Annotated in this window: 19 protein-coding genes and 1 pseudogene; 18 read left to right on the forward strand and 2 right to left on the reverse strand. The window is 60.2% G+C overall.

Annotation, left to right across the window (positions count from 1 at the left end; all coding sequences use genetic code 11):
* The 3 genes and pseudogenes from araG to J1G35_RS26590 all read left to right on the forward strand — a co-directional run.
* Nucleotides 1-197, forward strand: a pseudogene (araG, locus tag J1G35_RS26580) (L-arabinose ABC transporter ATP-binding protein AraG); the annotation flags it as partial.
* 19 nt (nt 198-216) lie between these two features.
* Nucleotides 217-1,182, forward strand: a complete 966-nt coding sequence (gene araH, locus J1G35_RS26585) for an L-arabinose ABC transporter permease AraH (RefSeq protein WP_053139400.1) — start codon at nt 217-219, stop codon at nt 1,180-1,182.
* An 87-nt stretch (nt 1,183-1,269) separates the two neighbouring features.
* Nucleotides 1,270-2,073: an IclR family transcriptional regulator gene (locus J1G35_RS26590; RefSeq protein WP_053139402.1), complete on the forward strand. Its 804-nt coding sequence runs from the start codon at nt 1,270-1,272 to the stop codon at nt 2,071-2,073.
* On the opposite strand, the gene J1G35_RS26595 is transcribed toward J1G35_RS26590, so the two are convergent.
* Complete coding sequence (locus tag J1G35_RS26595; RefSeq protein ID WP_053139405.1) at nt 2,074-3,126, reverse strand: NAD(P)-dependent alcohol dehydrogenase; 1,053 nt, start codon at nt 3,124-3,126, stop codon at nt 2,074-2,076.
* Nucleotides 3,127-3,308: 182 nt separating this feature from the next.
* Between J1G35_RS26595 and J1G35_RS26600 the strand changes: the two genes are divergently transcribed.
* Nucleotides 3,309-4,202, forward strand: coding sequence for an AraC family transcriptional regulator (locus tag J1G35_RS26600; RefSeq protein WP_053139407.1), 894 nt, complete (start codon nt 3,309-3,311; stop codon nt 4,200-4,202).
* An 80-nt stretch (nt 4,203-4,282) separates the two neighbouring features.
* On the opposite strand, the gene J1G35_RS26605 is transcribed toward J1G35_RS26600, so the two are convergent.
* Nucleotides 4,283-5,947, reverse strand: coding sequence for an electron transfer flavoprotein-ubiquinone oxidoreductase (locus J1G35_RS26605; RefSeq protein WP_223016464.1), 1,665 nt, complete (start codon nt 5,945-5,947; stop codon nt 4,283-4,285).
* A 553-nt stretch (nt 5,948-6,500) separates the two neighbouring features.
* Between J1G35_RS26605 and J1G35_RS26610 the strand changes: the two genes are divergently transcribed.
* The 14 genes from J1G35_RS26610 to J1G35_RS26675 all read left to right on the forward strand — a co-directional run bounded on the left by J1G35_RS26610 (nt 6,501) and on the right by J1G35_RS26675 (nt 18,151).
* Entirely contained in the window at nt 6,501-7,250 is a 750-nt protein-coding gene (locus tag J1G35_RS26610) for an electron transfer flavoprotein subunit beta/FixA family protein (RefSeq protein WP_024076934.1), read from the forward strand.
* A 2-nt stretch (nt 7,251-7,252) separates the two neighbouring features.
* Nucleotides 7,253-8,182, forward strand: a complete 930-nt coding sequence (locus J1G35_RS26615) for an FAD-binding protein (protein WP_223016465.1) — start codon at nt 7,253-7,255, stop codon at nt 8,180-8,182.
* 83 nt (nt 8,183-8,265) lie between these two features.
* Nucleotides 8,266-9,081, forward strand: coding sequence for a transporter substrate-binding domain-containing protein (locus J1G35_RS26620; protein WP_223016466.1), 816 nt, complete (start codon nt 8,266-8,268; stop codon nt 9,079-9,081).
* A 9-nt stretch (nt 9,082-9,090) separates the two neighbouring features.
* On the forward strand, nt 9,091-9,453 hold the full coding sequence (locus J1G35_RS26625) for a DUF4398 domain-containing protein (protein ID WP_223016467.1): 363 nt from the start codon (nt 9,091-9,093) through the stop codon (nt 9,451-9,453).
* Entirely contained in the window at nt 9,450-10,265 is an 816-nt protein-coding gene (locus J1G35_RS26630; RefSeq protein WP_223016468.1) for an OmpA family protein, read from the forward strand. Before J1G35_RS26625 ends, J1G35_RS26630 begins: the two co-directional genes overlap by 4 nt.
* Nucleotides 10,266-10,535: 270 nt before the next feature.
* Complete coding sequence (locus J1G35_RS26635; protein WP_017527404.1) at nt 10,536-11,975, forward strand: PLP-dependent aminotransferase family protein; 1,440 nt, start codon at nt 10,536-10,538, stop codon at nt 11,973-11,975.
* A 104-nt stretch (nt 11,976-12,079) separates the two neighbouring features.
* A complete protein-coding gene (locus tag J1G35_RS26640) occupies nt 12,080-12,571 on the forward strand; it encodes a translation initiation factor 2 (RefSeq protein ID WP_223016469.1) in 492 nt (163 codons plus the stop codon).
* 161 nt (nt 12,572-12,732) lie between these two features.
* On the forward strand, nt 12,733-12,987 hold the full coding sequence (locus J1G35_RS26645) for a YkgJ family cysteine cluster protein (RefSeq protein WP_017527406.1): 255 nt from the start codon (nt 12,733-12,735) through the stop codon (nt 12,985-12,987).
* A 41-nt stretch (nt 12,988-13,028) separates the two neighbouring features.
* On the forward strand, nt 13,029-13,634 hold the full coding sequence (locus tag J1G35_RS26650) for an START domain-containing protein (RefSeq protein ID WP_223016470.1): 606 nt from the start codon (nt 13,029-13,031) through the stop codon (nt 13,632-13,634).
* Between the two features lie 103 nt (nt 13,635-13,737).
* A complete protein-coding gene (locus tag J1G35_RS26655; protein ID WP_053139424.1) occupies nt 13,738-13,974 on the forward strand; it encodes a hypothetical protein in 237 nt (78 codons plus the stop codon).
* 213 nt (nt 13,975-14,187) lie between these two features.
* Entirely contained in the window at nt 14,188-14,529 is a 342-nt protein-coding gene (locus J1G35_RS26660; protein ID WP_015885395.1) for a ribonuclease E inhibitor RraB, read from the forward strand.
* A gap of 457 nt (nt 14,530-14,986) precedes the next feature.
* Nucleotides 14,987-16,396, forward strand: coding sequence for a circularly permuted type 2 ATP-grasp protein (locus tag J1G35_RS26665; protein ID WP_053139427.1), 1,410 nt, complete (start codon nt 14,987-14,989; stop codon nt 16,394-16,396).
* Between the two features lie 4 nt (nt 16,397-16,400).
* The gene (locus J1G35_RS26670; RefSeq protein WP_053139428.1) at nt 16,401-17,351 is read left to right on the forward strand and encodes an alpha-E domain-containing protein; all 951 of its coding nucleotides are present in this window, start codon (nt 16,401-16,403) and stop codon (nt 17,349-17,351) included.
* Nucleotides 17,348-18,151 carry a transglutaminase family protein gene (locus J1G35_RS26675; protein WP_053139430.1) on the forward strand — a complete coding sequence of 268 codons (804 nt, stop codon included), beginning with the start codon at nt 17,348-17,350 and terminating at the stop codon, nt 18,149-18,151. The genes J1G35_RS26670 and J1G35_RS26675 overlap by 4 nt, the downstream gene beginning before the upstream one ends.
* The last annotated feature ends 5 nt before the right edge of the window (nt 18,152-18,156 follow it).

Here is an 18,156-nt window from a genome sequence, read left to right on the forward strand (position 1 = left end):
AGATCTACCAGATTATCCATAACCTCGCGGCCCAGGGCATTGCGGTGATTGTGGTGTCCAGCGACCTGATGGAAGTGATGGGCATCTCCGATCGCATCCTGGTGATGAGCGAAGGCGCGCTGACCGGCGAACTGAGCCGCGATCAAGCGGATGAAGCACGCCTGCTGCAACTGGCACTCCCGCGTTCGCGGGCTTGAAGAATAAGAGGGTGTAGGCATGTCTCAGGTAAAAACTGCAAAGGGCTTCTGGCCGGGTTTCAACCAGCGCAAGTTTCTCGATGACTGGGTGATGCTGTTGGCGGCATTGGGCATCTTTTTGCTCAGCGCGCTGTTTATCGACAACTTCCTCTCGCCGTTGAACATGCGCGGCCTGGGCCTGGCGATTTCCACGGTGGGCATCGCCGCCTGCACCATGCTGTTCTGCCTGGCGTCGGGGCACTTCGACTTGTCGGTGGGCTCGGTCATTGCCTGCGCCGGTGTGGTGGCAGGGATCGTGATTCGCGATACCGATAGCGTGGCGTTGGGTGTCTCGGCCGCATTGGCCATGGGCCTGGTAGTGGGACTGATCAACGGCATCGTCATTGCCAAGTTGCGCATCAACGCCTTGATCGCGACGTTGGCGACCATGCAGATCGTGCGCGGCCTGGCCTACATCTTCTCCAACGGCAAAGCCGTGGGGGTGATGAACGAGGATTTCTTTGTGTTCGGTAACGGCCAACTGTTGGGCGTGCCGGTGCCGATCATCATCACCGTGCTGTGCTTTGTGTTTTTTGGCTGGCTGCTGAACTACACCACCTATGGGCGCAACACCATGGCGATCGGGGGCAACCAGGAAGCGGCGCTGCTCGCCGGGGTGAACGTTGATCGCACCAAGATCATCATCTTTGCCGTACACGGTTTGATCGGCGCCTTGGCCGGGGTGATCCTCGCCTCGCGCATGACCTCGGGTCAGCCGATGATCGGCCAAGGCTTCGAGCTGACGGTGATTTCTGCCTGTGTGCTGGGCGGGGTGTCGTTGAGCGGCGGCATCGGCATGATCCGCCATGTGATTGCCGGCGTGCTGATCCTGGCGATCATCGAGAACGCGATGAACCTGAAGAATATCGACACGTTCTACCAGTACGTGATCCGCGGCTCGATCCTGTTGCTGGCGGTCATCATCGACCGCATGAAGCAGCGCTAGACCGAACACCTCCCACCTTTGGATCTCCACTGTATTGAGGGGCGGTATTTGCCATAATGCCCCCGCTTTCATACTTATAGGCCCGATATGCAGGAAAACGCCCACACCCCCGCCAAAGACGCCGCCCCTACCGGTACCCAGACCCTGCTGCGTGGCCTGGGCGTGGTGCAAGCGGTGGCGGCCGGTGCGCGGGATCTGAAAGAGATCGCCAAGCGCATCGGCACCACCCGCAGCACCACCCACCGCCTGGCCAGTTGCCTGGTGGAAGAGCGTTACCTGCGCGTGGTCCCGCAAGTCGGCTACCTGCTGGGGCCGAAGTTGATCGAACTGGGGTTTCAGGCCCGCGAAGAGCTGCCGCTGGTGACCCTGGCGGTGCCGTACCTGGACGAGTTGTCGGCGCTGACCGGCGACACCATCCACCTGGCCATTCGTGAATACGACGACGTGCTTTACCTGCACAAGAACCCTGGCCGCAACGGCCCGGAAATGCGCTCGCGGGTCGGTCATCGCATGCCGCTGGCGCGCACGGGCGTGGGCAAGGCGATGCTGCTGGATGACTCGGTGCAAGAGTGGCAGCGTTTGTACGAGACCAGCCTGCCGGCGGGTGGGAAAAACCTGCAATGGCCGCAGCATCCAGAACAGTCCTGGGCGCAGTTCGAGCAGCGCATGCGTGAGTATGTGGTGGGCGGTTATGCGTTCGACCTGGAAGACAACGAACCGTCGATCCGTTGCGTGGCCGCACCGGTGCGCGATGCCAGCCGGCGAATCGTCGCCGGCATCAGCATCGCCAGTACCGTGCCCTACATGCCGCTGGAGAAAATGGCCGAGCTGATCCCTGTGATCAAACAGGTCGCAGCGCGGCTGTCGGCGGAGTTGGGCGCGAAAGCCTGATCAGACCTTCAAGGTTGCCATGTCGATGACAAAACGGTACTTCACATCACCGGCGATCATGCGGGTGTAAGCCTCGTTGATCTGGCGGATGTCGAGCATTTCGATGTCGCAGGTGATGCCATGCTCGGCGCAGAAATCCAGGACTTCCTGGGTTTCGGCAATGCCGCCTATCAAGGAGCCGGCCAGCACTCGGCGGCTCATGACCAGCTTGCCGGCATGTACCGGTGGGTCCACTGGCTCAATCAACCCAACCAAAATGTGCACGCCATCAAAGCGCAGCACGTCGAGGTAGGGGTTCAGATCGTGCTGCACCGGGATGGTGTCGAGCAGGAAGTCGAAACTGCCAGCGGCGGCTTTCATCTGTTCGGCATCGGTGGACACGATCACATGGTCGGCACCCTGGCGACGGCCTTCTTCAGCCTTGCTCGCCGAACGGGTGAACAGCGTCACTTCCGCGCCCATGGCCTTGGCGAACTTGATGCCCATATGGCCCAGGCCGCCCATGCCGAGAATCCCGACTTTGTCGCCAGCCTTGACGCCGTAGTGCTTGAGCGGCGAATAGGTGGTGATGCCCGCGCACAGGATCGGCGCAGCGCTGGCCAGGTCGAGCTTGGCCGGGATCTTCACCACAAAGTGCTCGCTGACCACGATGCTGTCGGAGTAACCGCCCATGGTGTTGCTGCCGTCGACGCGGTCCGGGGTGGCGTAGGTCATGGTCGGGCCTTCGAGGCAATATTGCTCCAGGTCCGATTTGCACGCTTCGCAGTGGCGGCACGAATCAACCATGCAGCCGACGCCGACGAGGTCGCCGACTTTATGCGCGGTCACGCTGGCACCGACGGCAGTGACCTTGCCGACGATCTCGTGGCCAGGCATCAGCGGGTACACGGCGATGCCCCATTCGTTACGGGCCTGGTGGATGTCGGAGTGGCACACGCCGCAGTAGAGAATCTCGATGGCCACGTCATCGGCGCGCGGGCTGCGGCGTTCAAACGACATGGGGGCGAGGGGAGTGGTGGCCGACTGGGCGGCGTAACCGATGGCGGTATACATGGAGAAAACCTCGCAAAAGCAGTGACAGATGAGGCGGGCCATTCTCCGCGCCACTCCCTGGTGCGGCCATGGCGATTGCTCCGAGTCTCATGCCTATTCGTCCGGGAGTGCCCCTTGTTTGGATTCATCGGCCGCCAGACCTGCGATGATGGTCTCATCCCTTTTTCGCGAAGTTTTTTGCCATGTTGTTGACTCGCCATCTTGATGCCAACGCGACGCTGGTTTCCCTGATCGAGGGGCTGACGTCCCGCGATGGTTTCTCCCCGACCCACTTGCCTGGCGTACAAGTGCTGCGCGCCAGTTGCGACGTAGCGCGCGGCCCGCAGATCTATGAGCCGAGCCTGATGTTCGTGGCCCAAGGCAGCAAGGTCGCCTACCTGGGCCCGCGTACGCTGGAGTATGGCGCCGGGCACTACCTGATCCAGGCGATGCCGGTGCCGTTCGAGTGCGAGACGTTCGCCATGGCGCCCGGTGCGCCGCTGCTGGGCGTGACCGTGGGCATTGACCGCGTGGTGCTGGGTGAATTGGTGATGGCCATGGGCATGCAGGCCGGGCCGCCGCCGACTGCACAAACCCTGGAGTCGATGAGTTCGGTGGTCTTGGATGACACCATGCGCGGCTGTGTCGAGCGGCTGTTGCAGTGCCTGCACGATCCGCTGGAAAGCCGGATCATGGGCCCGGCACGGGTGCGCGAATTATTGTTCACCGCCTTGCGCGGCCCCCAGGCCGATGTGCTGCGCGCGTTGGTGGAACAGCAAGGGCAGTTCTCGCGAATCGCCACGTCGTTGAGTCACCTGCATGCCCATTACGCCGAGCCGCTGAATATCGAGACGTTGGCGGGGTATGCGCATATGAGTGCGTCGACGTTTCACGAGCATTTCAAACGCTGCACGTTGTTGTCGCCGGTGCAGTATTTGAAGCGTTTGCGCTTGCTCAAGGCTCAGCAGTTGCTGCTGGTGGAGGGCATGGGCGTGGCGCAGGCGGCACACAATGTGGGCTATCAGAGTACGTCGCAGTTCAGTCGCGAGTACAAGCGCTACTTCGAGCGCAACCCTGGCGAAGAGCGGGCTGCATAGTCATTTCAGGCAAGCCCCCTCCCACAGTTGACCGAGTTTGACGCCATAAAAAAGGCTCCCATTTGGGAGCCTCGTTTGGCTTACATATTCGGGTAAGTCGGCCCGCCCGCGCCTTCCGGTGTGACCCAGGTGATGTTCTGCGAAGGGTCCTTGATGTCACAGGTCTTGCAGTGCACGCAGTTCTGGGCGTTGATCTGGAAGCGCTTCTCGCCGTCTTCCTTGGTGATCACTTCATACACACCGGCCGGGCAGTAGCGTTGCGCCGGCTCATCGTAGAGCGGCAGGTTGGTGCCGATCGGGATGCTCGGGTCTTTCAACTTCAAGTGGCACGGCTGCTCTTCTTCGTGGTTGGTACCGGAGATGAACACCGAGCTCAGCTTATCGAAGCTCAGCTTGCCGTCGGGTTTCGGGTAGTCAATCTTCTTGCTGTCTTTGGCCAGCTTCAGGCAGGCGTAGTCCGGCTTGGTATCGTGCAGGGTGAACGGCATCTTGCCGCCGAGGATGTTCTGGTCGAACCAGTTGAAGCCGGCGCCGATGATCGGGCCGAACTTGTGCATCGCCGGGCCGAAGTTGCGGCTGGCGAACAGTTCTTCGTAGAGCCAGCTGGCTTTGAAGCTGTCGACGTAGTTGGTCAGCTCATCGCCGCCTTCGGATTCGGCAAACAGGCGCTCGGCCACGGCATCGGCAGCGAGCATGCCGGACTTCATCGCGGTGTGGCTGCCTTTGATCTTGGCCACGTTCATGGTGCCCAGGTCGCAGCCGATGAGCGCACCACCGTTGAACACCATCTTCGGCAGCGAGTTGATGCCGCCCTTGGCCAGGGCGCGTGCGCCGTAGCTGATGCGCTTGCCGCCTTCGAGGTACTGGGCCAGCACCGGGTGGTGCTTGAGACGCTGGAACTCATCGAACGGCGACAGGAAGGTGTTGCTGTAGGACAGGTCGACGATCAGGCCAACGACCACCTGGTTGTTTTCCAGGTGATAGAGGAACGAGCCACCGGTGTTCTCGTTGCTCATGATGTCCAGCGGCCAACCGGCGGTGTGCACCACCAGGCCTGGCTGATGCTTGGCCGGGTCGATTTCCCAGATTTCCTTGAGACCGATGCCGTAGTGCTGGGCGTCGGCATCGCTGTCCAGGTTGAAGCGCTGGATCAACTGCTTGCCGATATGCCCACGGCAGCCTTCGGCGAACAGCGTGTACTTGCCGCGCAGTTCCATACCGGGGGTGTAGACGCCTTCTTTGGGTTGGCCTTCACGGTCGACGCCGAGGTCGCCGGTGATGATCCCGCGCACCACGCCGTTTTCGTCGAACAGTGCTTCCTGGGCGGCGAAGCCTGGGTAGACTTCCACGCCCAGGTTCTCGGCCTGCTGGGCCAGCCAGCGGCACAGGTTGCCCAGGGAAATGATGTAGTTGCCTTCGTTGTGCATGGTCTTGGGCACAAAGAAGTCGGGGACCTTGGTGGAGGTGTCGGGGCTGCGCAGGACATAGATGTCATCGCGCACCACGGGGGTGTTGAGCGGGGCGCCGAGTTCCTTCCAGTCCGGGAACAGTTCGTTCAGGGCGCGTGGTTCAAACACGGCACCGGAAAGGATGTGGGCGCCCACTTCGGAGCCTTTCTCGACCACGCAGACGCTGATTTCCTTACCGGCTTCGGCGGCCTTCTGCTTCAGTCGGCAGGCGGCAGACAGGCCCGCCGGGCCAGCGCCGACGATGACCACGTCGAATTCCATGTATTCGCGTTCCACAGGCTATCTCCTACTCAAGGCTCAACGGCTTTTTTTTCTAATGGGTGGAGGTTCGGTAATCCGTCCGACATTGCCTGCAGAAATCTCATGCAAGGGGCAGGGGACGACGCACCTTTCTCTCTAGGTGGCGCATTATATATAGACCACTGGCAGCGTCCAATACAAACGTTTGTTTGAATTGCCCGCAGGCTAGGTAAATCAAAGCGACGCGGCTTATAACTGACCATTTTGCCGTATTGACCGGAATAGGTGTTCCGGTCAATATACGGTCGGTTTTGCGCATCCCGTAGGCAGACTGTGGGTTTCAAGGCCACCTCGAAAGACAGGCTGAAGGCAAATAAGGGTGACGCGCGAGCCACGATGGCGCGCAGTTTACACGCCACGATAATGAATGACCTCTCAGTCACCGCTGACGAACGGTCATCACTCCCGTGAGCAAGGTCCCCTGCCGACGATTGCCGGTGTTTTTGGAGGTGCCCTTGTGTGCCGATGAGCATCAACCGCCAGGTTCGCCTAGGCGACTTTCTTTTCACCGGAGAGTAACGAGGAATCCATGAAGGTTCTTGTAGCTGTCAAACGCGTTGTCGATTACAACGTGAAAGTTCGCGTCAAGGCGGACAATTCCGGCGTCGATCTTGCTAACGTCAAGATGTCGATGAACCCATTCTGTGAAATCGCCGTGGAAGAAGCTGTACGCCTGAAAGAGAAAGGCGTAGCGACTGAAATCGTTGTGGTTTCCATCGGCCCGACCACTGCCCAAGAGCAGCTGCGTACCGCCCTGGCGCTGGGTGCCGACCGTGCCATCCTCGTCGAATCCGCTGAAGAACTGACCTCCCTGGCCGTGGCCAAGTTGCTCAAGGCCGTTGTCGACAAGGAACAGCCTCAGCTGGTGATCCTTGGCAAACAGGCGATCGACAGCGACAACAACCAGACTGGCCAGATGCTGGCTGCGCTGACCGGTTACGGCCAGGGCACCTTCGCCTCGAAAGTCGAAGTGAGCGGCGACAGCGTAGCTGTGACCCGTGAAATCGACGGCGGCGCGCAGACCGTTTCCCTGAAACTGCCGGCCATCGTCACCACCGACCTGCGTTTGAACGAGCCGCGCTACGCGTCCCTGCCAAACATCATGAAAGCCAAGAAGAAGCCTCTCGAAGTGCTGACTCCGGACGCTTTGGGCGTTTCCACCGCCTCCACCAACAAGACCGTAAAAGTCGAAGCGCCAGCTGCACGCAGCGCGGGCATCAAGGTCAAGTCGGTGGCTGAACTGGTTGAGAAACTGAAAAACGAAGCGAAGGTAATCTAATCATGACTATCTTGGTAATCGCAGAACACGACAATAAGGTGCTGGCCCCGGCCACCCTGAACACTGTTGCTGCTGCCGCTAAAATCGGTGGCGACATCCACGTACTGGTCGCCGGTCAAGGCGCTGGCGCCGTGGCTGAAGCCGCAGCCAAAGTGGCTGGCGTGAGCAAAGTACTGCTGGCCGACAACGCCGCTTACGCTCACCAATTGCCGGAAAACGTTGCCCCTCTGGTAGCAGAGCTCGGCGCTGGCTACAGCCACATCCTGGCTGCCGCCACTTCCAACGGCAAAAACATCCTGCCGCGCGTTGCCGCACAGCTGGACGTTGACCAGATCTCCGAGATCGTTTCGGTAGAAAGCGCTGACACCTTCAAGCGCCCGATCTACGCCGGTAACGCGATTGCCATCGTGCAATCGACCGCTGCCGTCAAAGTCATCACCGTGCGTGCCACCGGTTTCGATCCGGTTGCTGCTGAAGGTGGTTCGGCTGCCGTTGAAGCTGTCTCCGCTGCCCACGACGCTGGCACCTCCAGCTTTGTTGGCGAAGAGTTGGCCAAGTCGGATCGTCCTGAACTGACCGCTGCCAAGATCGTCGTTTCCGGCGGCCGCGGCATGCAGAACGGTGACAACTTCAAGCACCTGTACGCCCTGGCCGACAAACTCGGCGCTGCGGTCGGCGCTTCCCGCGCGGCCGTTGACGCAGGCTTCGTACCCAACGACATGCAGGTCGGCCAGACCGGCAAGATCGTTGCGCCACAGCTGTACATCGCCGTCGGTATCTCCGGCGCGATCCAGCACTTGGCGGGTATGAAAGACTCCAAAGTGATCGTCGCGATCAACAAGGACGAAGAAGCACCGATCTTCCAGGTGGCCGATTACGGCCTGGTCGCGGACTTGTTCGAAGCCGTACCTGAGTTGGAGAAGCTGGTCTAATCCAGTCGCTTCACTTATAAAGAGCCCGGTCTTGTGACCGGGTTTTTTTTGCCTGGGCTTTTTTGAACACCGGAGAAACCGCCATGGAACTGCGCCCTTTGGCCGTACTGCTGGGACTTACACTGCTGCCGAGCCTGGCCCTGGCCGCCGGCAAATGTGATCGCCTGGTGATCACCGGCAGCCCGGACGCACCACCTCTGCTTTGGCGTGACCCCCAAGACCCGACGCACCTGATGGGCGCCACTGCTGACGTATTGCAACAGGTGGCCAAGGACCTCGGTCTGAAAATCGACCTGCTCTACGGTGGCAAGCGTTCCCTGGCCTTGGACGAAGTGCGCAGCGGACGCATGGATATCCTTGCCGATGCGCCGCTGAACCTCGGCGAGCTGGAAACCCTCGACTACATCCACCCGGCGCTGGTGCAGCTCGATTATCTGGTCTGGACCCGCAAGGATTCGGCGCTGGTCTACACCACGGCTGCCGACCTGCATGGCCACAAGGGCGCAGTGTCGGAGCGGGCACGCTTGAGCCGCGACTTTGAAACCTTCGCCAGCCAGCAACTGACCCTGCAACGCCTGCCCACGTTGACCCCGGCCTTCCAGAAACTGCTGCTGGGAGAGGTGGACTACGTGCTGGCCGGGCGTTACTCCGGCATGGCCATGGCCCAGACACTGGGCCTGAGCAACGACCTGGTCGCCCGCGATATTCCCATCGACCAACCTGGCCTGTACCTGGCGATTTCCCACAACTCCGCCTGCAATGATCCTTGGCTGCGCGGACAGCTGGCCAAAAAGATGACAGAATTGCCCGGGTCTGGTGTGACGGAAGCCGCGCTGCAGCGCAATCTGGAGCGTTGGAAAGCGCAATTGCAACAACCCGTCGGCACCCCAACAAAGTAGGGATTTTCAGTGACTCTTCGACCTTTTTTCGCGGCCCTCGCCGTTGTCGCTCTGGCGGGATGTGCAGCCGATCCTGCGCCGAATGAACAAATTCGCCTCACCCAGCAAGCCCTGGAACAAGCCAACGCCGTGGGCGCCAGCGCCGATGAATCCGCCGAACTGAAACTGGCCGAAGACAAATTCGCCCAGGCCAAGGCCGATATCGCCGAGCAATCCTATAAGGACGCGCGCATGCAGGCCGAACAGGCTGAGCTGGACGCGCGCCTGGCCGAAGCCCAGGTACTGACCCGCAAGAGCCAGGAACAACTGAACGTGCTCAACACCCGCATCACGCGCCTGCGCAAGCAATTGCAGCTGGGGGAAGCCCAATGAGCCCGATGATGCGTGGTTTGAGCTGTGCCGTGCTGCTGGGCAGTGCGGCACTGGGCGGTTGTGCCAGCCACCCCAATGGCGAACAGGCCTTGCAACAGGCGGGTAGCGATTTCCAGAAGGTCAAGGAAGACGCCAACGTGCTGCGTATTGCACCCAAGGACGTGATTCGCGCCGGTGAATCCCTGGCACGGGCCGATCGCTTGTCCAGCTACTGGGGCAGCGGCCCGGACGTCGTGCATTACGCTTACCTGAGCCAGCGCTACAGCGCCATCGCCCGCGAACACACCGAGCAGACGCTCAACGAAGAACGGGCCGCCAAGCTCGAACTGGAACGCCAGCGCCTGCAATTGGCTCTGCGTGAAAGCAAGCTGATCAGCGTGCAACAACAGGGTAAATGGCTCGAAGAACAGATCGCCAGCCTGACCACCACCCAGACCGATCGTGGCCTGGTGATGACCCTGGGCGACGTGCTGTTCGATACCGGTGAAGCGGAGTTGAAAAACTCGGCCAACCGCACCGTGTTGAAAATCGTGCAGTTCCTGCAACTGAACCCCAAGCGTGTGGTGCGCATCGAGGGGTACGCCGACAATACGGGCGGTCAGCAGGAAAACCTCAAACTGTCCCGTGATCGTGCGCAATCGGTGGCCGATGTGCTGGTGGACCTGGGGATCGATGAGAAACGCATCCAGGTTGAAGGCTACGGCGACCAGTACCCGGTGGAAGCCAACGCCTCCGAACGTGGCCGCGCGCAGAACCGTCGCGTGGAAATAGTGTTCTCCGACGAGAAGGGCCAGTTGGGCGCCGCTCGCTGAAGCCTTGCGCAAATCAAAAGTGTGGGAGGGGGCTTACCCCGAAAGCGGTGGATCAGTCACTATTTTCGGCGCCTGACACTCCGTCATCGGGAGCAAGCCCCCTCCCACATTGTTCTGTATACATCTGAGTATTCTCTCCACTCACCTTACAGTTTTTGCTGTCACTCCCGCCCGCGCTCGACTATTGTGGCAACTGTCCCCGTACACTTCTAAACTGTGCCGGTAAGTTTCACACAAAAATAAAATACCCGTGAAATCGAGTGCTGCGTCATGACCAATCTGTTGCTTTACCAACGTATTGCCCAGCAACTGGCTGAGGACATCCGTCGCGGTGTCTATCAACCTGGCGAGCGCGTGCCCTCGGTGCGCAAGATGAGCTCCCAGCTCAATGTCAGCCACGCCACGGTATTGCAGGCCTACGCCAACCTGGAAGACCAGGGGCTGATCCGGGCGCGGCCGCAGTCCGGTTACTACGTGCACCAGACGCCAGCGCTGACGGCGCCGACGCCGGACATCGCGCGGGTCGAGCGCCCGGGGTTGGTCACCCGCAGCAGCATCATTCAACAAGTATTGGGCGAGTCGCGTCGCGAAGGTGTATTTCCGCTGGGCGCCGCCGTGCCGAGTGTCGACTACTTGCCGGTGCGGGCGCTGCACCAGCAATTGGCCAAGGTCACGCGCTTCCAGAGCCCTCGTGCCTTCAGCTACATGTTCAGCCCCGGTTTCGAGCCGTTGCGCCGCCAAGTGGCGATTCGCATGCGTGACGCCGGCGTGGTGGTGGACCCCTCCGAAGTAGTGATTACCCACGGCTGTGTTGACGCCTTGCAGATGTCGCTGCGGGTGCTGACACGTCCCGGCGACTTGATCGCGGCGGAATCACCGACCTACTACGGCTTGCTGCAACTGGCCGACCTGTTGGGCCTCAAGGTCATCGAGATCCCCAGCGACCCGTCCACCGGCATGAGCCTGGAAGCTTTGCAACTGGCGGCCAACCAATGGTCGATCAAGGCCCTGGTGCTGACCACGCGCCTGAGCAACCCCCTGGGCGGCACCATGCCCGAGGAGCGGCAGAAACAGTTACTGCGCCTGGCGTCGGATTTCGATATCCAGATTGTCGAAGACGATATCTACGGCGAACTGATGTTCGAACTCGGCCGCACCAAGGCTTTGAAGGCCTACGATCGCCTGGATCGGGTGATCTATTGCTCAAGTTTTTCCAAGACCCTGTCGCCAGGGGTGCGCATCGGCTGGATGATCGCCGGCAAGTACCAGCAGGAAATCCAGCGCCTGCAGATGTTCAGCACGCACTCGGCATGCAGCGTCACCCAGATGGGGGTGGCCGCGTATCTGGAGAACGGCGGCTACGACCGGCATCTGCGGTACATCCGTCAGGAATACCGCAAGAACCTCAGCGCTTTCCAATTGGCGGTGCAGCAGTATTTCCCCGAAGGCACTCAGATGACCCGTCCGACCGGCGGCTTTATCTTGTGGGTCAGTTTGCCTGGACGGGTCAATACCCAGGAACTGCACGTGCGTGCCCTGCAACAGGGCATCAGCATTGCGCCCGGGTTGATCTTCAGCAACACCGAGCAGTTCAACCACTGCATTCGCCTTAACTGCGGCACGCCGTGGAACCGCGAGGCAGAGCGCGCGCTGATGACCCTGGGGATGCTGGCCAGCCAGTTATGCCAGGAAACCGCAGCCGGTTTTTGAGGTGTGCAATGGGGACAAGTCTGATGGTTGGCTAATCAGCACGCTTGTCATGCTGCGCACAACAAGCGAGCATATGACCCTCTGCCGTTAATGCTGTAGGCAATATGACCTCGATTGTTCGCGCTGCTTTGGTGATTGGCCTGTTAAGCCTGTGTAACGTCAGTACAGTGCTGGCGGCGTCACCTGTGGCTGAAAACAAGTCCGCTGCCAATACCCAGCAGGATGCCCCGGTAAAAAAACCGAGTCCCGCCAAACAAGCACCCGCCGCCAAGAAGCCAACCGCCGCGGCGAAAAAACGTGCGTCGACGGCGAAGAAAAACAAGTCAGCCCAAGAAGTAGCGCAGACCAAACTGCCACCGGCACAGTTGGATTTGTCCCTGCCTTCGGACATGATCAGGCACTTGCAGCCCCTGGGTACAATGCCCAAGCCCAAGAGCGTGCCATTGTTGCCGCCGATGTTCGGTGAAAAGCCTACCGACAACAGTGCGTTCCAAATCAACGGCCGTTTGCTCAGCAATGAGATGAAGCTGCAATTGCGCAACGAAGAGCGCCGTGATGTGGAAGGCGCTGCGTTGGAATTCGAGTTCAAGCAGTAAATTATTTCTACAAAGTGACGCCGACCATCGACCATCTGTCGCAGACCGGTCGGTCACTTTTGTTTTGTGCGAAAAACCCCTGTTAGACCATTTTAAAACGGCTGTTTAAGGGCGTACTCTAGCCCGGCCATCCCTATTGAGTCGTCGAGGACCTGCTGGTCATGAATTGCCGTGAAGGTTGTGGCGCCTGCTGCATCGCCCCCTCTATCAGTTCGCCCTTACCCGGCATGCCCAATGGCAAACCGGCGGGTGAACGCTGCCTGCACCTCTCGGTCGAACAGCTGTGCCAACTGTTCGGCCAGCCGGAACGCCCGGCGGTGTGCAGTGATTTCAAGGCGGATATCGATGTCTGCGGCACCGACCAGGCCGATGCGATCCGCTTGATCGGCTGGTGGGAGCAGATGACGGCGGCTTGATGGGCTTTACTATCGGAACTTCAACAATAAGGAATACAACAATGGGTTCGCTGAAACGACTGGCTGTGCTGTGCGGTTTTACGCTGTTATTTGCTGCCACTGCCCAGGCTGAGGATTGGCAAGTCGCCAAGGATGAAGACGGTATCAAGGTGTCCCTGAGCGAAGTTGCCGGCTCCAAGTACAAGGCGTATCGCGGTGTGACCGTGATCAAGGCACCTGTCGCCAAGATCCAGGCCCTGCAGGAAGATGTGGCCGGCGCCTGTTCGTGGATTCATGAGTGCAAATCCCAGAAACTGGTCGACAAGAAGGGCGATGAGGCCTGGACCTATACCCAGTTCAAGGCGCCGTTCCCGGTGACCGATCGTGACTCGTATATCCATGTCACCACCACCAAGGACGCCGACGGCAGCGTAACCCGCAAGTTGCAGGGCGTGCCGACCTACAAGCCCGAAGAAAAAGGCTACGTGCGTGTCGCCCAGGTCGAGGGCTTCTGGAAACTGGTACCCAAAGGCGCCAATGAGACAGAAGTCACCTATCAGGTACACACTGAGCCAGGCGGTAGCGTGCCATCGTGGCTGGCCAACAAATTCGTGGTGGACGCGCCGTTCAACACCTTGAAAGCCTTGAAGGAACACGCTGAAAAATAAACCCGGTTGATCGAGTGCCTCCTGACTTGAGTGGAACGTTTGCCCAGCCCTCAAGGTCCAGATAGTTGTAAGCCCACACACGGGTTTTATCGAGGAGGCACCGATGCAAACGTGGCAGATTACCTTTGTTGATGATCACGGCGTACAGTCCGTGGAGCAGTTCACCTGCGAGCAGAAGCCCAGCCTCGAAGATGCGGCGCACATGATTCGCAACAAGTTGGTGCCCGTGGCCGCCGAACTCGACCTCAATGACCTTGAGGGCCGCAAGCCTGAGCCTACGGTGAAGATCCTCAAAGACCAGAACAGTATCCAGATCCTCGACATCTCGCCCGCCGCCTGAACATTCCCTTTCTGCCCTTCAAGCACCTCTGGTGGAGGTGATAGCTTCGCGCTACTCTGCAAGTGAGATCAGCGAATGAATCGCTAAGGTCTGGTCTTGTCAGCTACATGCTTGTTTTCCCGTGGTGATGTTGTTGCCGTGGTACCCGCGTCTTCAGCGCGCGGGCTTTGGGAAGCACGGAAAGTCTATCCATCGGTTTTAGGAGGACGTTTCATGAGCACAGCCTATCAAGAAGACATCAGCACCAACGTTCTGCGCCGCATGAAAGAAGGCGGTTTCGACTTTTCACGTTTCCACCCCATTGAGTTCTACGCCATTTTCCCGGATGAGGAACGTGCGCGCAGGGCCGCGGGTGAATTTCGTGGCGAGTCCCTGAATGCCCAGGTCAGTGCGCGCGACGATGGCGCCTGGTACCTGGAACTGAGCAAGATCATGTTCGCAACCTACGACGGCATAGGAGACTTCGAGCAGGACTTTGAAGCGGTGGTCGAGCCGCTGGGCGGGATCATCGAAGGATGGGGCGTCAAGCAGGAGGTGCGTGGGTTACCCATGTAGCGCGACTGTATGAGCAACACCGCGTATCGGCTGACCTCTGGGTCGGCCGATTTTGTTTGGGCAGGATGAAAGTTTGTGGAACTTGCGCTGCACTTTCCAGCACCAAAAAAAAGGCCACCCGAATAGGGTGGCCCAAAGGGAAGACCGGAGGAGCCGGTCGGTACACGAGCTATTACGGTACCGATTGCGCGATGGTTAAAGCTGTAGGACACGTCCTGTTCAGCTGATGAGGGGGATTATCCGCAGGCTTGGACGGGCAGTGAAATCAACTCTGACTATGCTGTTGATAGCCAAAGCTTGCGTCGCCATGAAGCGTGCAGCAGTGCAGTGGGCATTCTGCGCACCAGGACGGTGCGATCAGCTGTTCGCTTATATTTAACTCACTGATTTTTAAGTGTTTATGCCGCTGGCACGGGCCTTGCGATGGTTCTTGCGTCCGGGTGACAAGGAGTTCGGCATGATCCGCACTTATTACGACGAAATGTACGATGGGGCAGGCCAGGTTCGTCCCCATTACCGCGAGTTCGCCCGCTGGTTGGCCGAAACCCCTGCTGAACTGCTGGCCCAGCGCCGGCGCGAAGCCGATTTGCTGTTTCACCGCGCCGGGATCACCTTCACGCTTTACGGTGACGAACAGGGCACCGAGCGCCTGATTCCCTTCGACACTATCCCGCGCAGCATTCCCGCCAGTGAATGGCGGATGGTCGAGCGTGGCTGTATTCAACGCGTCAAGGCGCTGAACATGTTTCTCGCCGACCTCTATCACGAACAGCGCATCATCAAGGCCGGGATCATTCCCGCCGAACAGGTACTGGCCAACGAGCAATATCAGTTGGCGATGCAGGGACTGAACCTGCACCGCGACCTGTATTCCCACATCTCCGGAGTCGACCTCGTACGCGATGGCGACGGCACCTACTACGTGCTGGAAGACAACCTGCGTACACCGAGCGGCGTGAGCTACATGCTCGAAGACCGCAAGATGATGATGCGCCTGTTCCCCGAGTTGTTCGCCGCCCAGCGCATCGCGCCGATCGATCATTACCCCAACCTGCTGCTCGATACCCTGAAAAGCGCCAGCCCCCTGGATAACCCCAGCGTGGTGGTCCTGACCCCGGGGCGCTTCAACAGCGCGTTCTTTGAACACGCCTTTCTAGCGCGGGAAATGGGCGTTGAACTGGTGGAAGGCGCCGACCTGTTCGTGCGCGACGACCGCGTATTCATGCGCACCACCGACGGCCCCAAAGCCGTGGACGTGATCTACCGTCGCCTCGACGACGCATTTCTCGACCCGCTGGCCTTCAACCCGGATTCCATGCTCGGCGTGCCCGGCCTGCTGGCGGCGTATCGCTCCGGCAATGTGGTACTGGCCAATGCCATCGGCACCGGGGTAGCAGATGACAAGTCGGTGTACCCCTTCGTCACCGAGATGATCCGTTTTTACCTGGATGAAGAACCGATCCTGCAGAACGTTCCCACCTTCCAATGCCGTAAGCCCGACGAATTGTCCCACGTGCTGGCCAACCTGCCAGACCTGGTGGTGAAGGAAACCCAAGGCTCAGGCGGCTACGGCATGCTGGTGGGGCCAGCGTCCACGGCAGCGGAAATCGAAGCCTTCCGCGCGCGTATCAAGGCTAAGCCCCACGCCTATATCGCCCAGCCAACCCTGTGTTTATCCACCTGCCCGACCTTTGTCGAAAACGGCATTGCACCGCGCCATATCGACCTGCGCCCGTTTGTGTTGTCCGGCAAGGAAACCCGTGTGGTACCCGGCGGCTTAACCCGTGTCGCGCTGCGTGAAGGTTCGCTGGTGGTCAATTCGTCCCAGGGTGGCGGCACCAAAGACACCTGGGTGGTCGAGGACTGATGCCATGTTGAGTAGAACTGCCTCGGATTTGTACTGGATGTCGCGCTACCTGGAGCGCGCTGAAAACCTCGCGCGCATGCTCGATGTCAGTTATTCGCTGTCGCTGATGCCCCAGGATGGGCGCGGTGATGGCTTGCACGAACTGGCCATGCCGCTGTTGATCACCGGCACGCTGGATGATTACCGCGAACGTCACGGCGAATTGCACGCCGAACGCCTGCTGCATTTCTTCGCCCTGGATGCGGCCAACCCGGCCAGTATTTACAGCTGCCTGGGCGCCGCGCGGGCCAGTGCCCATGCCGTGCGTGGGCGAATTACTGCCGACATGTGGGAAAACATCAACGCCACCTGGCTGGATATTCGCGAAATCTCACAGCAGGGCCTCAGTCGCTATGGCATGAGCCGCTTCTGCGAGTGGGTCAAGGAGCGTTCCCATCTGTTCCGGGGGGCGACCTACGGCACCATCATGCGCAATGACGCCTTTCGTTTTATTCGACTGGGTACGTTTATCGAACGCGCTGACAACACCCTGCGCCTGCTGGACGCGCGTTATGAAATGGCCGGCGACCAGGCCGACGCCGTCACCGATGGCACCGCCCACGCCTACTATCAATGGAGTGCCTTGCTGCGCGCGCTATCGTCGTTCGAGGCCTACACCGAGATCTACCGCGACGCCCCCGGAGCCCGACAAGTCGCGGAGCTGTTGCTGTTGCGCGCCGATGTACCGCGCTCCCTGCGGGCCTGCAGCGAAGAGATCGACCAGATCCTCGCCAGCCTGCCCGGCATCAACGGGCGCCCGGCCCAGCGCCTGGCGGCCGAGATGGACGCGCGGCTGCGGTTTACCGCGATTGATGAAATCCTTGAGGAAGGCCTGCATGCCTGGCTGACCGACTTTATCCCCTTGGTCCGCCAGTTGGGCGACGCCATCTACAGTTCCTACCTGGAGGCGGCATGAGACTCTCCATCAGCCACGAAACCACCTACCACTATGACGACCAGGTCCGCGCCAGCATCCAGTACCTGCGCCTCACGCCCCACGACAGCGAGCGCCAGCATGTGCTCAGTTGGCAACTGGACCTGCCGCGCCCGGTGCGCGCGCAGATCGACCCGTTCGGCAACATCCTGCATGTGCTGACCCTGGACGAACCCCACGACGCCATCATCATCGGCGCCCGTGGCCAGGTGGATATCGATGAGTTGCGCGAGGCCGAGCACGAGAGCCAGTCAGCTTTTCCGTTCCTGCGCTCCACCCGCCTGACCGAGGCCGATGAAGCCTTGCGCGCCTTTGCACAACAGCATTGCCACCAACGTCGTGATCGCACGGCCTTGATCGACCTGATGCACGCCCTCAACCAGTCGATGGTCTACACGCCGGGTGCCACCGAAGTCGACACCTGCGCCGCCCAGGCCTTCGCAGGGCGCGCGGGGGTGTGCCAGGACCATGCCCATGCATTCCTGGCCTGCGCGCGCAGCCTGGGCATTCCTGCGCGGTATGTGTCGGGGTATTTGTACACGGAAGACAGCACCCACCTGGCCAGCCACGCCTGGGCCGAAGCCTGGCTGGATGACGCCTGGTACAGCTTTGACGTGACCAACCAACTGGCCCGGCCCGAGCGGCATCTGAAACTCGCCGTGGGCCTGGACTACCTCGACGCCTGCCCGGTGCGCGGTATGCGTCGTGGCGGTGGGCATGAGCAGATGCATGCCAAGGTGTTCGTGGCGCCGACGCCGGTGATCTCGGTCCAGCAGCAATGACTCAG

The sequence above is a fragment of the Pseudomonas sp. SH10-3B genome (genome assembly GCF_019891415.1).
Classification (GTDB): Bacteria; Pseudomonadota; Gammaproteobacteria; order Pseudomonadales; family Pseudomonadaceae; genus Aquipseudomonas.